We start from the raw sequence: 14557 nt of genomic DNA, 5'->3' as shown, positions 1-14557 counted from the left end.
ACTGCTGGCCGACGTCTGCCGGCGCAATCCTTGAAGCCGCTTTGAGTTTAGAAGCCGACCCGCCCGCCCGTCCAGCGCGCCGCAGCCTTCGCGTTCAAGCGGCCTTACGACAGGGAGTACGACCAGCGCAGGGTAAAAGCAGCAGAGCGCGGCTACGGCGCTTGCTGGCAGCGACATGAGGCCTGAAGGCTTCAGGGGAACGCGGCGATCACGCGGCGCGCTTGTTCGACGTCTCGGCGTCCTCCATGCACGCCGGGCGGCAGGCCGGTGAGATCGGCGCTGATCAACACGCCGTGGGGCGTATCGGTCAAAACGGCCGTTCCGATGGAATTTCCTTTGGCGTCCATGAACACCGCGCGGGCGGTGCCGGGAGTCGTCTGGGCGGTCTGGTCCTGGGCGCCCGCCGGAAGCGCGACGAACGCGCTCGCCACCAGGAGGAGGGTCGTTGTTCGCATGGTCAGCAGTCCTCGATTGGCGGCCCGGCATGGCCGGGACCGCCGTTGCGTCAGGCGAGCGGATCGGGATCAGACGTCCCAGAAGCCACCGTCGCCCATGTCGTCGCCCACGTCGCCGAACTCGGGCTCCTCGATCGAACCGCTGCCGTCGCGGTCATAGGCCGAGAAGACGCCGGTGTTGAACTCGTCCTCGGTGAGGTTGCCGTCGTCGTTTGCGTCCCAATTCGAGTAGGCGTCGTCACCGAACCGGGTCTCCAGTCGCGAAGCGTCGCCGGTGGACGTCGAGCCGGTGCTCTGACCGGCAAGCCCGGTGTTCAGTTCGTCCTCGGACAACACGTCGTCGTTATTGCCGTCGAAGCGGTCGAAGACGCCGTTCTGGCCCCAGCCGGTGTTCCACTCCGTCGAGTTGATGGTCTTGTCGCTGTTCTGGTCCCAATCGGCGTAGGCGTCCTGCGCAAGCGCCGAACCCGCTCCGAAAGCCATGATCAGAGTCGCCGCGGCGACGGTGGTGAACTTGGAAGTCATCTCAGTCTCTCCTTTGGTTTCCGACGTTTCCATTTGGATCGAACGCTTGATCTATTCAGAAGTATCAAGCCCCCCACGCCAAAATACAGATTAAGTGTCCGCGATGACGTCACCGATCATCGTTCCAATCTGATCAGCGGGTCGCCGTCCTGCGGCGCCGACGCGGCCGGGGTGCATCCCTTCTGGTCGCGGAGCGCCGCCGAGGCTGTTTGCGGTCAGGACGGCAGGACCACCTGCCAGCCGTGCCAGGGCTGCGGCCCGGGGGTCTGGCCCGCCACCTCGGCGGCCGCGCGGATCCCCATCTCGACCGACAGCGCCTCACGGGCCCGGTTCAACCGGGACTTGATGGTGCCCACCTCGCAGCGGGCCTGGCGAGCGGCGTCGATGTAGCTCGTCCCGCCCGCTCCGATGCGCACCAGCACGTCCCGGTGCTCCGGGCGCAGCCGCCGCAGGGCGGCCATCATGTCCTGGTGGTGGAGCCGCCACTCCTGGTCGGGCGAGCAACACCCCGGATAGGCGTCGAGGGCGCACCCGGCCTGCTCGCGGCGTTGCCTGTTGTATTCGCTGAACCACAGGTTCCGCTCGATGCGCAGGACCCAGCTTTTCAGGTTCGTGCCCGGCCGGAACTGGTCGGCGCACGCGACGGCCCGGGCGAAGGTCTCCTGCACCAGGTCTTCCGCGAAAGGCCCGTTCCGCGTGAGCGCGCGGGCGTAGGCCTGCATCGCCGGAAGCAACGCCAGAACGTCGATCTTGAAAGTCTCGTCCGCCATGTGCGCCTCTCCTCTGGCTCGGTGGGGCGGCCGCGTCCGACCCGAGAGGACCGGAAGCGGCCGACGCCGGGGTCACTGGTTGGAGGTCGACGGGGTCTGCGATCCGCCGGACCGCTGCTTGTTCATCACGTCGGACGCGCGCGAGTCCGGCTCCGCCTGGCAGGCGACGACCACCTGCTCAACCGGGATGTCGAAATAGCCGCGGATGGCGCTGAACTGCGGGCTCATGCCGGAGGACGAGCCGCCGGACGAAGCCGACCCGGTCCCGCCGGACCCGGAACCGCCGGACCCGGTGTCTGCGGCCGCCATGTCGGTCCCGGACGCGCCGCCGCTGCCGCTCGTCCCGGCCCCGGTCGACGCCGAGCCCGACCCGCCGGATCCGGACGTGCTGCCCGTCGCGGCCATGTCGGAGGTCTGGCCGGATCCGCCCGTGGCGCCGCCCGAGCCCGATCCGCCGGCGGAGGCCGCCGCGTTCGATCCGCCCTGCCCGCCGGAGCCCGAGCCGCTCGACTGCTGGCCGCCGGCCATGCCGCTGCGCTCGCCTTCGGAATAGCCGCTGATGAAATAGAGGATGCCGGGCACCGTCTGGGTGTCCATGGCGGTGATCTCGCGGCAGGTCACGTCGGAAGCCGACTTCCCGCCGGCGTTCGCGCTCTGAGTCGCCGACGAGGACGACTGGCCGCTGCCGCTGTCCTGCGCCAGCGCGGGACCGGCGAGCAGCGCCAGGGCGGTGGCCGTGAAAAGAGTGGCTCGCATCATGAGGTGGCTCCTTGGGTTGTATCCGTTGGAGGACAGCTTGTGTCCGCCCGGTCAACCTGGCCACCGGAGCCGCGTTTCGCAGTTTTGTACTAGATCATAAACTGCGACGATCCAGAACGGCTGGCTTACACCGCGCGAAAATATGTGACGCATCCGCTCGGAACATCGGTCCCGTCGCTCCATTGCTTGCCCGGCCCCTGCAAGCAAAGAGGAGTTCGACAATGAAACCGCATCTACTCAGCTCGATCGCCATCGTCGCCGTACTCATGGCGAGCCCGGCATCGGCCCAGCAGCAACAGCAGCAGCAGCAGCAGCAGCAGCAGCGGCAGGCCAACGCCTGTGACCGGCTTCTGACCTTCGCGCACCAGAACCCCGAGGCGAACGTCGGTCTCTCGGCGGCGCAGTTGCAGTCCTTGCGCCGGTCCGGCAACCAGGAAGAGTGCCGTCAGGTGCTCGCCCAGGCCCAGTCCTCCCGCCAGCAGGGCGAGGCGGACGACGGCCGGATCGTCGTGGAGCAGAACGCGCCGTCGGTGCGCATCGACCAGGCCGAGCCGCGGATCCGGATCCAGCAGGCGCAGCCGAACGTGCAGGTGACGCAGCCACAGCCGCAGATCACCGTGCGTCAGCCCGCCCCCCAGGTGACGGTCCGCATCCCGAAGCCCGAGATCGTGGTCCGCATGCCCGAACCGAACGTCCGGGTGTCCCAGACCCGTCCGGACATCCAGGTGTCCCAGCCGGAGCCTCAGGTCGAGGTGGTCCAGCCGGACCAGCAGGCGCGGATAATGACCGACCAAGGTCAGGAGCCGCAGGTGGAGTTCGTCCCGGCGGAACAGCAGGCCAACGTGAACATCCAGCGCGCCGGTCAGCCCAACGTCCGGTATGAGGCCGAGGAGCCGCAGATCCGCGTGGAGCGCGAGGAAGGCGAGCCGACCATCCGGTATGAGACCGCCGAGCGGCCGAACCAGGCCCGCCAGCCGGCCGACCCGAACGCCGCCGAGCGCACCCAGCAGGCGTTCCGGGCCGCCGACGAACAGCCGACCGGCGCCACCGCCAACCAGGCGACCGGAGCCGTGAGCGCGCCGGAGACGCGGGAACTGGCCGTGTCCGAACTCACCGGCATGGACGTGGTGAACGCGCGGGGCAACCAGCTCGGCGACGTGGAATCGCTCGTCACGAACACGGCCGACAACCAGACGATGGCCATCGTGGCGCACGGCGGGTTCCTGGGCCTTGGCGAGAAGAAGGTCGCCATCCCGCTCCAGAACATGACGATCGCCGACGACCGGCTGATCGTGCAGGGCCTGACCGACGACGACATCCGGGCCATGCCCGAATGGAACGAGGACAGCCCCAACTTCCGGGCGCTGAACGATCAGCAGCAGGCCGAGGTCGAACTCCGCCAGTAAACCTGAACCCATTCAGCCTCGGAGCCGTCCCGGTCCGTGAAGGACCGGGACGGCACGGGAGATCGTGATGCACCATCGAGCCACCAGACTTGCGGCAGCCGCCTTCCTCCTGTCCGTGCTGGCCGTCCCCGGTCGCGGCGAGGAGGCCCGGCAGCCCTATCCAGGCGCGCTCAGCGCCGTGGAGTTCATCAAGGATCGCGACGTCTACGGCCGCCATGGCGAGGACGTCGGCGAGGTGGAGGACCTTCTGGTCGGCGCCGACGGGCGGGTGGCCGCGGTCGTGATCGGGCCGGACACGCTGCTCGGCCTCGGCGCCGGCGCGTTCGCCGTCCCGCTGGAGCGGATCGAAGGCGGCGTCATCGGCGACCGGCCGTCGATCCGTATCCCGGTCACGGCCGACGAGACCGACACCCTGTTCGGCCCCGACCTTGCGGCCGACCTGCCGGAGGACAACGCCCCGTACTGGCGCGTCCAGGCCCGCATCGGCGCCGAGGTCGTCGTCGAGGACGGCCCGTCGCCTTCGCTACTCGGCCGCGTCGACGACTTCGCCCTGAAGGACGGCCGGCTCGTCGCCGTGATCGTCGCCGCCCCGGAGGGCGCCGGGCCCTCGTGGAAGCGCGCCTTCCCCTATGCCGGCCAAGGCCCGGACTGGGCGCCCGGCGAGGGGCGGTTCTCGCTGCCGATGTCCCGGCAGGAGGCGCTCGCCACGCCGGAGTTCGACTACGACCGCCTTGTCGCCCGCTGACCGCCAAGGGCTCCCGCCCACCGCCAGAGGAAAGGACAGGTCATGAAGCCTCATCCCGTCGAAACCGCCCGCCGCGCCGCTCGCGGACCCGAGGAGGATCGTCTGCCCGGCGTCGCCGTTCTGCTCGCCGCAGCCTTGTTCGCGTGCCTCTACGCGTCGTCATCGCCCGCGCAATCGACCGGGTCCGCCCCGTCGGATCTCGCCACGGCGGCCGAGAGCGCCGCCGCGACCCTCTCCAAGTCCGCCAAGGACAGCCTCCTCGTCCGCGACCTCCTCGGCGCCGAGGTCACCGCGCCCGGCGGCGACGTCAGCGGCACCGTCCAGGATCTCGTGGTCGTTCCCGGCGGGCGCATCGTGGCCGCGATCGTGGAGCCCAAGGCGAAGGGCGCGGACCCCGTCCCGGTCCCCTTCGCCGCCGTGAAGGTGAAGAAGAGCGCGTCCAGGCTCCAGGTGGAGCTCCCGGAGCCCTTGAGCAGCCTGAAGTCGGACAAGTCCGTCGCCGCGCTCGCCAAGGCCATACCGGGTTTCAAGTGACCGCCGCCCTGAACTGAAGGTCAACCTCATGCCCCACATCGACAAGTCAACCAGGTTCGTCGTCGCCGTTCCGGCCCTCGCGCTCGCCCTTTCGGTCGGCGCCGCCGTTCCCGCAGGCGTGGCCCTCGCGCAGACCCCGCCCGTTCCGGCGGACCAGTCCATGGGCTTTGCGGACGTCGTGGAGCGAGTCCAGCCGGCCGTCGTATCGGTGCGCGTCAGCCGCGGAGCCGCGCAGGCCCAGACGGCCGTGCCGGCGATACCGGAGGATCACCCTCTCCGGGACTTCTTCCGCCGCTTCGGCGAACCCGGCAATCGCGACGGCATTCCGACCCCGGACGCGCCGCGCCGCGAGACCGCGCTCGGATCCGGCTTCTTCATCTCGGCCGACGGCTACGTCGTGACCAACAACCACGTGGTGGAGGGCGGCGGCGAGTACCGGCTGGTCTCCACCGACGGACGCGAACACGAGGCCACCCTGGTCGGAGCCGATCCGCAGACCGACCTCGCCCTCCTCAAGGTGGAGAACGCCACCGGCCTGCCGTTCGTGGAGTTCGCCGACGACCCGGTCCGGGTCGGCCAATGGGTGCTCGCTGTCGGCAACCCGTTCGGCCTCGGCGGTTCGGTCACGGCCGGCATCGTATCGGCCCGTGGGCGCGACATCGGCGCCGGCCCCTACGACGACTTCATCCAGATCGACGCGCCGATCAACCAGGGCAATTCCGGCGGACCGGCCTTCAACCTCGACGGCAAGGTGGTCGGCGTCAACACCGCCATCTTCTCGCCGTCAGGAGGCTCGGTCGGCATCGGCTTCGCGATCCCGGCGAGCACGGCGAAACAGGTGGTGGAAGACCTGAAGGACGATGGCCGCGTGGTCCGCGGCTGGCTCGGCGTCCAGATCCAGCCTGTCACGCCGGAGATCGCCGGCGCGCTGGGGCTGCCCGACCCGTCGGGCGCGCTCGTGTCCGAGCCCCAGCCGAACGCTCCCGCGGCCCAGGCCGGCATCGAGGCGGGCGACGTGATCCGGACCGTCGACGGGCAGCCGATCGAGGACAGCCGCGACCTCGCGCGAACGATCGCAGGCATCGCACCGGGCACGACCGTCGAGCTGGGCCTCTGGCGTGACGGCAAGCAGCAGACGCTCTCGGTGGACCTCGGCACATTGCCGGGGCAGCGTCAGGTGGCCGCCGCCGGCGGCGGCCAGACCAGTCTCGCCGACTTCGGCCTCGAACTCTCCAGCGGACCGTCCGGCGACGTGGTGGTCACGGCCGTGACCCCTGGCAGCGAGGCGGACCAGAAGGGGCTCCGACAGGGCGACGTGATCCTGGAGGTCGCCGGCGGCGCGGTCTCGTCTCCGCAGGATGTGCGCGAGCGGGTCGCCTCCGCCGAGGGGGCGGACAAGCCGGTTCTGATGCGGATCCGTTCCAACGGGAGCCATCGGTTCGTGGCCCTCGAGCGGAAGCCTGCCTGACGCGCGGACGCCCGGCCGGTCGCGGCCGGGCGTTCCCTCGCAGGTCAGAGGACGGATGCGACCGGCCGTGGCGCCGCGCCGGCGTCCTGGCCGGAAAGGGGCCCAAGGGGCGGGGTCGGACGCAGATAGCGCGGCTGGAAACCCGAGGCTCGCGCCAGTTCGTCCCGGTTCAGAATGACGAGTTCCTGCTGCCGCAGCCCGATCATGCGCTTCCGCCGCATGTCGGTAAGGACGCGGTTGACGTAGGTGAGGGTCAGGCCGGTGCAATCGGCGAGGTCCTGCTGGGTGAGCGGAAAGGGCGTCCCGGAGATCCGCGCGAGGCCGGACACGCGGCACCGCTCGTCGAGCTCCAGGAGCAGGTGGGCGACCCGCGACCAGGCCGGTCGGCGGCCGAGGCTGATGGTCCACTCCTGCAGGATGGCGCGCTCGAACAGGCCCATCAGGTGCAGCCCGGTGACCAACTGCGGATGGGTCGTGTGGAGCGCGACGAACTCGGCGCGGGGTATGCGGGCGACGACGCCTTTCGTCAGCATCTGCACCGACTGCAGGGCGGCGCCATAGGCGATGCATTCGGCGCCGAGGATCTCCCCCGCCAGTCGGATGCGCAGCACCTGGCGCCCGCCGGTCGGCAGCGTCCGGTATTCCACCGCCCAGCCGCCGGCCAGAAGATGGAGGCAGTCGCACGGCCGTCCCTCCGTCAGCACGGTCCGCCGCGGCGGATGGACAGCCGCCGCTTCGACCAGCCGGGTGAGGTAGCGTCGGTCCGAGGCCGTCAGCGACACGAACCGGGCGAACCGGCGCAGGACCAGGTCGGTCCCGTCGACCGCGTCCGGGCCGCGGCCCGCGCATCCGACCACCGTCGGCCGGCCGTCGTGGGGTAACTTGATCGGCTGCTGCATCGTCGGCTCCATCTGTCCCACTCGCCCCTTCTACCGACCGACCTGCGAAGCCATTCCACAAAAAATCCGATCCAGACTTTCTTTCCGCCGGGGCACGCGAAACATGGAATAGGTTCGGCGCTTAGCCGGTAGACGGTTCATGAGACGGCAAATGGACATCGATCCGGTCCCGCATCTCGACGAGCTCTGGCGCTATGCGAGGGTTCTGACGCGGGATGACGCGGATGCCGACGACCTCCTGCAGGAGGCCCTGGCGCGGGCGCTCGCCATGCAGCATGCCTACGACCGCGCGCGTCCGCTGGCGGCCTGGCTGATGCGCATCGTGCGGAACACCCACCTGACCGGGCTCGGTCGCCGGAACACCGAACAGAAGGGCGCGGTCGCGCTGGTGGCCGCCATCGATCCCGCCTGTCCGCCCTGCCAGGTGGAGCACGTGGAATTGCGCCAGGTCGCCGAGGCCGTCGACGCCCTGCCCCGCGAACATGCCGAGATCCTGCACCTCGTCGGAGTGCTCGGCTATTCATACCAGGACGCGGCGGACCTTCTGGACGTGCCGGTGGGCACGGCCATGTCTCGGCTCAGCCGGGCGCGCGCGACTCTGCGGGCGCTGGTGCGGCGAGCGCCGGGGGACGAGAGAACACCAGGATTGAGAGTCGTCATCGGAGGTCGCAATGAGTGATCGCGTGGACCTGAGCGACCAGGAAATCAACGCCTATCTGGACGGGGAGCTCAACCCGGAACGGCGTCTGGAGGTGCAGGCGCTGATCGCCCGCGACGGCGATCTGGCGCGGCGCGTGATGACCGACATGCATCTGACCGACGCGATGAAGCTCGCCCAGAAGCGCCCGGTCCATTCGCCCGAGACCATCGGCCGGGCGCGCCGGCTGCACAAGGCGCTGTCGCGGCGGCGCTGGTTCCCGAACGCGTCCCGCGGCCTCATCGCGGCGTCGCTGCTGCTGACCGGGTGGTTCGCCAATTCGCTGTCGGTGCCCTACCGCCAGGCGATCCGGACGGCGGACGAGGCGTTCGCACTCTCCATCCGCGACACGATCCAGGTCGCCGAACTCGACGAGATGGTCCGCACCACGTTCGAGCCGGTCGACGAGAAGCTCCAGAGGCTGGGCGCGGCCGTGGCCGTCGACGTCCCGGAGCTGCCGCGCGGCTGGTACGTCCGCCAGGTCCGGTTGCAGAGGATCGATGGGCGCCGCAGCGTCATCGTCAACGCCGTATCGGCCGAAGGGGCCGTGTCCCTGGTCGCGTCCCCCATGAACCGGAAGACGTCGGTGCCGCCGACCGCCGTGACGGACCCGACCACGCCGGCCGTGTTCTGGCAGCAAGGGGCTACCGGCTACACGCTGGTCGGCAAGAACGTCCGGCAGGACGTCTTGGAATCGGTCGCGACCAGTCTCACCGTGGCAAGTCGTCGGGGCCTGGTTCCGAAGATCCGCGGATAGTCGACCGACCTTGGAACATGAGCACCCTCGCCTGATTGCTTTCGCGTGAAACCGGCGTTCCGGACGACATCATCCGGCACGCCCCGGAAGCGAAGGATCAACAGGATGCGAAACCAACTCATGATCAGCATCGCCGCTCTGGCGCTGACCGCCGGGCCGGCTCTGGCCGACTGCGCGAGCGAACTCTCGGCTCTTCAGTCCGGCTCGGCGGCGACCGGGTCCGTCGGCTCGTCCGGCTCGGATCCGTCCGGGCAGCCCCGGGCGGAGGACGCCGTCACCACGGCGAACGCCGACGCCCTGGTCAAGGACGGTTCGACCATGCCGCTCGCCTCCAATCACGGCGGCGGCGACCCGCACCGCGCCACCTCCCACCAGGACGCGGTCAGCCAGCAGGAGGGCGGCCAGACGGCCGCGGCCCGATCCGACGCCTACGAGGAACAGGCCGGCATCGCCGGCGAGGTCCGCACCTACGAGCAGGCTATCGCCAAGGCGCGGATGTTCCAGGGCCAGGGCAACGAGGCCGAGTGCATGGCCGCCCTGGAGCATGCCCGGCGTTTGAAAGGCTCCGCCGAGTGAGCCAGGCGCCCGCTCCGTGGCGAGCGGGCCCATCCTCCCTGACGGCGCGCATCGGCGCCGGACCACGCGGGTTCCGGCCCCTGGGCGCCCCTCCGGCCGCTCCCCACGGTTCCGAGCCTCCCTTCGGACGCTCGCCTCCGGTCATCCTTCACAAGGCCCGATATGCGTCTCTTGGAACCGATATCGGCGCCCGCGTTGTGTCAGTGAGGCTGGCGCGCGGGGTGGAACCGGCGGCGGGCGCGGTCTCGACGACCGATGGAGGCCGGAGTGGAGGACGGCTAGGATGAGGATGCTGGAGGGATCGCTCGACCGGATCCGCAACATCCTGGAGTCCATGCGGGGCCGCCTGTGGGTCATCCCGGCGGTGATGTGCGTCGCCGCCGCCGGCGCGGCGCGCGCGGTCACCTGGACCGACGACTATCCGATCCTCCAGGAGATCGACGCCTGGTGGTACTTCGGCGGCGACCCGGAGACGGCCCGGGAACTCCTCGGCACCCTCCTGTCGGGCATGATCACCATGACGTCCCTGGTGATCTCGATCACCATGGTTGTCCTCTCCCTCGCGGCGAACCAACTCGGCCCGCGCCTGATCTGGAACTTCATTCGGGATCGCCAGATCCAGGCGGTGATCGGCACCTTCTTTTCCACCATCGTGTTCATCCTGGTGGTGATCCGCAGCGTCCGCTCCGACGATGTGCCCGACGTGGCCGTCACGGCGGCGACGGCCCTGGTGGGCCTCTGCCTGTTCGCCCTCCTCTTCCATGTCCACAAGGTCGCGCGGTCGATCATCGCCGACACGGTCATCGACGAGGTCGCGTCGGACCTCCTGTCCGCCGTCGCGGCCATGCCGGACGCCGGTTCCAGGGAGCGGCCGTCCGGCTCCCTGCCTGACCGGGCCGTCAGCACGCCCCTGTCCATCGGGCGCAGCGGCTACGTCCAGGTCGTCGAGTACGAACGGCTTCTGCGCATGGCCGAGCGGGAGGACGCGACGATCCGGATCTCGGTCCGGCCGGGGCACTTCGTGCTCGCGTCGGGCGATCACGCCGTCATCGCGGCCGACCGGTCCGCTTCGGAGGATCTTCAGGCGGAGGTCCGGTCCGCCTTCCTGGTCGGTTCCCAGCGGACGCCCACCCAGGACGTGGAGTATTCCATCCGCCATCTGGTCGAAATCGCGGTCCGCGCCCTCTCGCCGGGAACCAACGACCCGTTCACCGCCGTGGACGTCGTCCACAGGCTCGGCGCCGCTCTGGAGCGCTTGATGGGGAAGGACGTTCCCGACTGCGTGGCGCTGGCGGATTCAAAGGGGCGGCTGCGCGTCGTCGGGCGGTCGTCCACCTTCGGCGGCATGGCGGACGTGGCGCTGAACCAGGTCCGTCAGGCGGCGGCCTCGCGCGGCAATGCGGCCGTCATCATCAGCCTCGCGTCCATGCTCGGCAAGCTGGCCTCGGCGACGCGGACCGAGGAGCACCGAGCCGCGCTCCTGCACCACCTGCGGGCGACCGCCCGCGCCGCCGAACGCGCCCTCGACGACCCCGCCGACCGCGCGGACTTCGACGCCGCCGCGTCCCGGGCCAAGGACCACCTTCTGTCGAGATCCTACGCGTCGCCCGAATAGGCGGGCGATGCCGGCGCGGACGCGCCAGGAGAGCGCCGCCGGCAGGCCGTCCGCTACTGGCCGGCACCCGGCGGCAGCGTGGCAGGCGCGACGTCGGTCGGCGGCGGAGGCAGGACCGGCGCGGTTCCGGCGTTCGGGGCGGCCGCGCCACCATCCGCCGCCGCAGGAGCCGGCGGCGCGGGTGGCGCAGCGGTCGACGCGCCGGTCGGACCGGCGTCGACCGGGTTGTTCGCCACACGGTCGGAGGCGATGGGCTCCGGTGTCACGGAACCATCCGCCGCCGCGACCCGCCAGACCGTGTTGCCGGCATCGTCCGCGACGAGAAGCGCGCCGGTGCCGTCCATGGTGACGCCGACCGGCCGGCCCATGGCCCGGTCACCGTCGAGAAAGCCGGTCACCACGTCCTGCGCCTTTCCGGCAGGACGGCCATTCTCGAACGGTATGTAGACGACCTTGTAGCCGTTGAACGCGTTCCGGTTCCAGCTGCCGTGCTCGCCGACGAAGGCTCCGTTTGCGAAGGGGGCCGGCATGGCCGAGTCGGTCGTGAAGGTCATCCCGAGCGCCGCGACGTGGCTCGACAGCGCGTAGTCGGGGACGATCGCCTTCTCCACCAGATCCGGCCGCGGCGGGTGGACCCGTTCATCCACATGAGTGCCGAAGTAGCTCCAGGGCCAGCCGTAGAAACCGCCCTCCTTCACCGACGTCATGTAGTCCGGCACGAGATTCGGCCCCAGTTCGTCGCGCTCGTTGACGACGGTCCAGAGCTCGCCGGTTTCCGGGTGGAAGGTCAGGCCGTTCGGGTTCCTCAGGCCGGATGCGAAGACGCGGGCGGCGCCGGTCTGCCTGTCCACCTGCCAGATCGCGGCGCGCCCTTTCTCAGCCTCCAGGCCTCGCTCTGCAGCGTTCGAGTTGGATCCGACGGACGCATACAGGAACCGGCCGTCCGGACTGAGGGCCAGGTCCTTGGTCCAGTGGTGGTTGATCGGCCCGCCGGGAAGCGGCGTCAGGATGGTCGGCTCCGCCGTGATCTCCATCTGGCCGAGTTCGTACGGATAGCTCAGGATCGCATCGGCCGCGGCGACATACAGGACGCCGTCGTGCCAGGCCACACCGAACGGCGAGTGCAGGTCCGTCAGAAGGTCCTTTCGCTCGTCCACCTGACCGTCGCGGTTGGCGTCGCGCAGCAGAGTGATGAGGTTGCTCTTCTGCTCCGGGCCGCCTCCCCCGCCCTGCGCCATCGACATTACCCATTCACGGATGACGTCCTTGGGCCGAGGCAGCGGCTTGCCTTCGGGGCCGCGGGACTGCACCACCAGCACGTCGCCGTTCGGCAGGGTGTGCACCGTGCGCGGGTGGGCGAGGTCCTTGGCGTATGCGGTGACCGTCAGGCCATCTGGCACGATCGGGGTCTGCCCGTCTTGCCAGCCGACCACCTCGGCGATTTTCATATCAGGCAGAAGCCCAGGGTTCGGTTCCGGGAGGACCGGATCGGGGCCGATCTGGCTGGAGGTGTCGAAGCCGTCACTCTCGTCGGTGCAGCCGACCAGGACGGCGGCGAGGAGAGCGGTCGTGCCGAGGGCTATGACGCGGCGCAGGCGGGGTTCAGTCGACATGATCTTGCACTCCCACGCCATGAACATGAACAAGCGAAGCGCCCAGCCAGCCGGTCACCAGGAGCGCGAGGACGGTCAGCGCCGACAGGATCAGCCCGTAGGGAACGACAGCGGTCCAGCCGTCGCCTGCGTGGACGAGATTGTTGACGAACGCCAGGCCGAGCACGACCACGTTGCCGATCGCGTGAGCCCACGCGGGGCGCAGAGCCCGTACCTCCTTGCGGGACAGGAGATCGATCGCGCCGAAGAGCGCCGCGAGCGCCCCGAACACGATGCCGGCGAACAGCAGCCAGGCGGAGAACTCCAGCCACATCAACTCCGACGTGCGCCAGTAGACGATGTCCGTCACGAGGGCGAAGATGAAGCTCACGATCGGAAACGGAACGAGCATCACATGGATCGGATGTCCCGCCACCGATGCGGTCGAGCGTGGATGCGAGTGTCTGATTGGCGGCATGGCGGGCCTTCATGAGGTGCGGGATCTGCCCATAACAAACGGTGGTTTCGACATTTGTTCCGCGTGGAGGCGCCGCGATGCCCGGTTGCAGGCATCGTTGATCGGCGCCGAAGCTCGGCCCAACCTCGCGTTGACACGAATGACGTCAACGATCAGCCGTCGGTCGCTTGAGGTCGCCCGGCACGTCCGGCCGGAACACACCTCCTGCGACCAACGGAGTGGCATGCGCAGATCCCGTCAGGGACCGCCCCGTCCTCCGACCGCGCCATAGATCTGTCCGGTGGCGTAGCTGTCCTCACCCGAGGCCAGGAGGACATAGACGCCGGCGAGTTCCGCCGGCTGGCCCGGGCGACCCATGGGCGTGTCCGAACCGAACGTCGGGAGTTCCTCGGTCGGCTGGCCGCCGCTCGGCTGCAGCGGGGTCCAGAACGGGCCGGGCGCGACGCCGTTGACCCGGATGCCCTTCGGCGCGAGCTGCTTGGCCATGCTCTTCGTGAAGTTCATGATGCCCGCCTTGGTGACGGCATAGTCGACCAGTCCTTCCGGCGGGTCGTAGGCGACGACCGATGTGGTGTTGATGATGGCCGAGCCGGGCTTCAGATGCGGCAATGCGGCCTTCGTGATCCAGAACAGGGCGTAGAGGTTCGTCTTGAAGGTCCAGTCGAGGAGCTCGGTGGTCAGGCCCGAGATATCCGACATCGCATGCTGTCTGGCAGCGTTGTTGACGAGGATGTCGAGCCCGCCCAGCTCGCGGACGGTGCTTTCCACGAGGGTGTTGCAGAAGCCTTCGTCGCGGATGTCTCCGGCGATCGGCACGACCTTGCGTCCCTCCGCCCGAATGAGGTCTGCGACCTCGCGCGCGTCGCTCTCTTCGGCCGGAAGATAGTTGATCGCGACGTCCGCTCCTTCGCGGGCGTAGGCGATGGCCGCGGCTCGGCCGATCCCGCTGTCGCCGCCGGTGATGAGGGCCCTGCGCCCGGCAAGGCGGCCGGAACCGCGGTAGCTCTCCTCGCCATGATCCGGCCTGGGATCCATGCGGCTGGCGAGGCCCGGCCAGTCCTGCTCCTGCCGGGGAAACGGCGGCTTGGGGTATTTGGTGGTCGGGTCGACGAGTGGCGGGGCGCTCGCGGACGGCGCTGCGGCTTGCGTATCCTGGGCGCGCGCGCCGCCGGTCGCCATGGCGGCGAGGCCGCCGGTGAGGCCGCCAACCACGAGGCGGCGCGAGTAGTCGGGCTTGTCGGTGCTCATGCGTTCATCCTTCGGAATATGCGGGTCCGGGGG

Annotated in this window: 16 protein-coding genes; 8 read left to right on the top strand and 8 right to left on the bottom strand. The window is 69.6% G+C overall.

Going from position 1 to position 14557, the window contains the following annotated elements; all coding sequences use genetic code 11:
• Window positions 1-191: 191 nt before the first annotated feature.
• The 4 genes from HND91_RS16265 to HND91_RS16250 form a co-directional block, all read right to left on the bottom strand.
• Complete coding sequence (locus tag HND91_RS16265) at window positions 192-431, bottom strand: hypothetical protein (protein WP_181707658.1); 240 nt, start codon at window positions 429-431, stop codon at window positions 192-194.
• 93 nt (window positions 432-524) lie between these two features.
• Window positions 525-1013 (bottom strand): EF-hand domain-containing protein, encoded by a 489-nt coding sequence (locus HND91_RS16260; protein ID WP_210272752.1) that lies wholly within the window; start codon window positions 1011-1013, stop codon window positions 525-527.
• A gap of 182 nt (window positions 1014-1195) precedes the next feature.
• Window positions 1196-1750 carry a sigma-70 family RNA polymerase sigma factor gene (locus HND91_RS16255; RefSeq protein ID WP_181707657.1) on the bottom strand — a complete coding sequence of 185 codons (555 nt, stop codon included), beginning with the start codon at window positions 1748-1750 and terminating at the stop codon, window positions 1196-1198.
• A 72-nt stretch (window positions 1751-1822) separates the two neighbouring features.
• Window positions 1823-2509, bottom strand: coding sequence for an HdeA/HdeB family chaperone (locus HND91_RS16250; RefSeq protein ID WP_181707656.1), 687 nt, complete (start codon window positions 2507-2509; stop codon window positions 1823-1825).
• 221 nt (window positions 2510-2730) lie between these two features.
• On the opposite strand from HND91_RS16250, the gene HND91_RS16245 reads away from it, so the two are divergent.
• The 4 genes from HND91_RS16245 (at window position 2731) to HND91_RS16230 (ending at window position 6662) form a co-directional block, all read left to right on the top strand.
• Window positions 2731-3915 carry a PRC-barrel domain-containing protein gene (locus HND91_RS16245; RefSeq protein WP_181707655.1) on the top strand — a complete coding sequence of 395 codons (1185 nt, stop codon included), beginning with the start codon at window positions 2731-2733 and terminating at the stop codon, window positions 3913-3915.
• Window positions 3916-3982: 67 nt separating this feature from the next.
• On the top strand, window positions 3983-4660 hold the full coding sequence (locus HND91_RS16240; protein ID WP_181707654.1) for a PRC-barrel domain-containing protein: 678 nt from the start codon (window positions 3983-3985) through the stop codon (window positions 4658-4660).
• Window positions 4661-4702: 42 nt separating this feature from the next.
• The gene (locus HND91_RS16235) at window positions 4703-5194 is read left to right on the top strand and encodes a PRC-barrel domain-containing protein (RefSeq protein WP_181707653.1); all 492 of its coding nucleotides are present in this window, start codon (window positions 4703-4705) and stop codon (window positions 5192-5194) included.
• A 28-nt stretch (window positions 5195-5222) separates the two neighbouring features.
• Window positions 5223-6662, top strand: a complete 1440-nt coding sequence (locus HND91_RS16230; RefSeq protein WP_181707652.1) for a Do family serine endopeptidase — start codon at window positions 5223-5225, stop codon at window positions 6660-6662.
• Window positions 6663-6706: 44 nt separating this feature from the next.
• Here the strand turns inward: HND91_RS16230 and HND91_RS16225 are convergent, their stop codons facing one another.
• Complete coding sequence (locus HND91_RS16225; protein WP_181707651.1) at window positions 6707-7561, bottom strand: Crp/Fnr family transcriptional regulator; 855 nt, start codon at window positions 7559-7561, stop codon at window positions 6707-6709.
• 151 nt (window positions 7562-7712) lie between these two features.
• Between HND91_RS16225 and HND91_RS16220 the strand changes: the two genes are divergently transcribed.
• From HND91_RS16220 to HND91_RS16205, 4 genes are all read left to right on the top strand, one after another.
• The gene (locus HND91_RS16220; protein ID WP_181707650.1) at window positions 7713-8240 is read left to right on the top strand and encodes a sigma-70 family RNA polymerase sigma factor; all 528 of its coding nucleotides are present in this window, start codon (window positions 7713-7715) and stop codon (window positions 8238-8240) included.
• Window positions 8233-9015, top strand: coding sequence for an anti-sigma factor (locus HND91_RS16215; protein WP_181707649.1), 783 nt, complete (start codon window positions 8233-8235; stop codon window positions 9013-9015). Before HND91_RS16220 ends, HND91_RS16215 begins: the two co-directional genes overlap by 8 nt.
• A 105-nt stretch (window positions 9016-9120) precedes the next feature.
• Window positions 9121-9591 (top strand): hypothetical protein, encoded by a 471-nt coding sequence (locus HND91_RS16210; RefSeq protein ID WP_181707648.1) that lies wholly within the window; start codon window positions 9121-9123, stop codon window positions 9589-9591.
• Between the two features lie 283 nt (window positions 9592-9874).
• Entirely contained in the window at window positions 9875-11206 is a 1332-nt protein-coding gene (locus HND91_RS16205; protein WP_181707647.1) for a DUF2254 domain-containing protein, read from the top strand.
• A gap of 53 nt (window positions 11207-11259) precedes the next feature.
• On the opposite strand, the gene HND91_RS16200 is transcribed toward HND91_RS16205, so the two are convergent.
• From HND91_RS16200 to HND91_RS16190, 3 genes are all read right to left on the bottom strand, one after another.
• Window positions 11260-12819 (bottom strand): PQQ-dependent sugar dehydrogenase, encoded by a 1560-nt coding sequence (locus HND91_RS16200; RefSeq protein ID WP_181707751.1) that lies wholly within the window; start codon window positions 12817-12819, stop codon window positions 11260-11262.
• Complete coding sequence (locus tag HND91_RS16195; RefSeq protein WP_181707646.1) at window positions 12809-13276, bottom strand: DUF2231 domain-containing protein; 468 nt, start codon at window positions 13274-13276, stop codon at window positions 12809-12811. The genes HND91_RS16200 and HND91_RS16195 overlap by 11 nt, the downstream gene beginning before the upstream one ends.
• 237 nt (window positions 13277-13513) lie before the next feature.
• On the bottom strand, window positions 13514-14524 hold the full coding sequence (locus HND91_RS16190; RefSeq protein WP_181707645.1) for an SDR family oxidoreductase: 1011 nt from the start codon (window positions 14522-14524) through the stop codon (window positions 13514-13516).
• Window positions 14525-14557: the final 33 nt, after the last annotated feature.

The sequence above is a fragment of the Chthonobacter rhizosphaerae genome (assembly GCF_013839525.1).
Taxonomy (GTDB): Bacteria; Pseudomonadota; Alphaproteobacteria; order Rhizobiales; family Pleomorphomonadaceae; genus Chthonobacter; species Chthonobacter rhizosphaerae.
Note: the sequence above shows the minus strand (reverse complement) of the source record. Positions and strands in the feature narration are given on the sequence as shown.

What these genes read in the sequence shown, in the direction of transcription:
- HND91_RS16250 (WP_181707656.1), bottom strand. Translation starts at nt 2,509, where the DNA reads ATGATGCGAGCCACTCTTTTCACGGCCACCGCCCTGGCGCTGCTCGCC.
- HND91_RS16200 (WP_181707751.1), bottom strand. Translation starts at nt 12,819, where the DNA reads ATGTCGACTGAACCCCGCCTGCGCCGCGTCATAGCCCTCGGCACGACC.
- HND91_RS16225 (WP_181707651.1), bottom strand. Translation starts at nt 7,561, where the DNA reads ATGCAGCAGCCGATCAAGTTACCCCACGACGGCCGGCCGACGGTGGTC.
- HND91_RS16220 (WP_181707650.1), top strand. Translation starts at nt 7,713, where the DNA reads ATGGACATCGATCCGGTCCCGCATCTCGACGAGCTCTGGCGCTATGCG.
- HND91_RS16240 (WP_181707654.1), top strand. Translation starts at nt 3,983, where the DNA reads ATGCACCATCGAGCCACCAGACTTGCGGCAGCCGCCTTCCTCCTGTCC.
- HND91_RS16205 (WP_181707647.1), top strand. Translation starts at nt 9,875, where the DNA reads ATGAGGATGCTGGAGGGATCGCTCGACCGGATCCGCAACATCCTGGAG.
- HND91_RS16230 (WP_181707652.1), top strand. Translation starts at nt 5,223, where the DNA reads ATGCCCCACATCGACAAGTCAACCAGGTTCGTCGTCGCCGTTCCGGCC.
- HND91_RS16195 (WP_181707646.1), bottom strand. Translation starts at nt 13,276, where the DNA reads ATGCCGCCAATCAGACACTCGCATCCACGCTCGACCGCATCGGTGGCG.
- HND91_RS16215 (WP_181707649.1), top strand. Translation starts at nt 8,233, where the DNA reads ATGAGTGATCGCGTGGACCTGAGCGACCAGGAAATCAACGCCTATCTG.
- HND91_RS16260 (WP_210272752.1), bottom strand. Translation starts at nt 1,013, where the DNA reads ATGGAAACGTCGGAAACCAAAGGAGAGACTGAGATGACTTCCAAGTTC.
- HND91_RS16245 (WP_181707655.1), top strand. Translation starts at nt 2,731, where the DNA reads ATGAAACCGCATCTACTCAGCTCGATCGCCATCGTCGCCGTACTCATG.
- HND91_RS16210 (WP_181707648.1), top strand. Translation starts at nt 9,121, where the DNA reads ATGCGAAACCAACTCATGATCAGCATCGCCGCTCTGGCGCTGACCGCC.
- HND91_RS16255 (WP_181707657.1), bottom strand. Translation starts at nt 1,750, where the DNA reads ATGGCGGACGAGACTTTCAAGATCGACGTTCTGGCGTTGCTTCCGGCG.
- HND91_RS16235 (WP_181707653.1), top strand. Translation starts at nt 4,703, where the DNA reads ATGAAGCCTCATCCCGTCGAAACCGCCCGCCGCGCCGCTCGCGGACCC.
- HND91_RS16190 (WP_181707645.1), bottom strand. Translation starts at nt 14,524, where the DNA reads ATGAGCACCGACAAGCCCGACTACTCGCGCCGCCTCGTGGTTGGCGGC.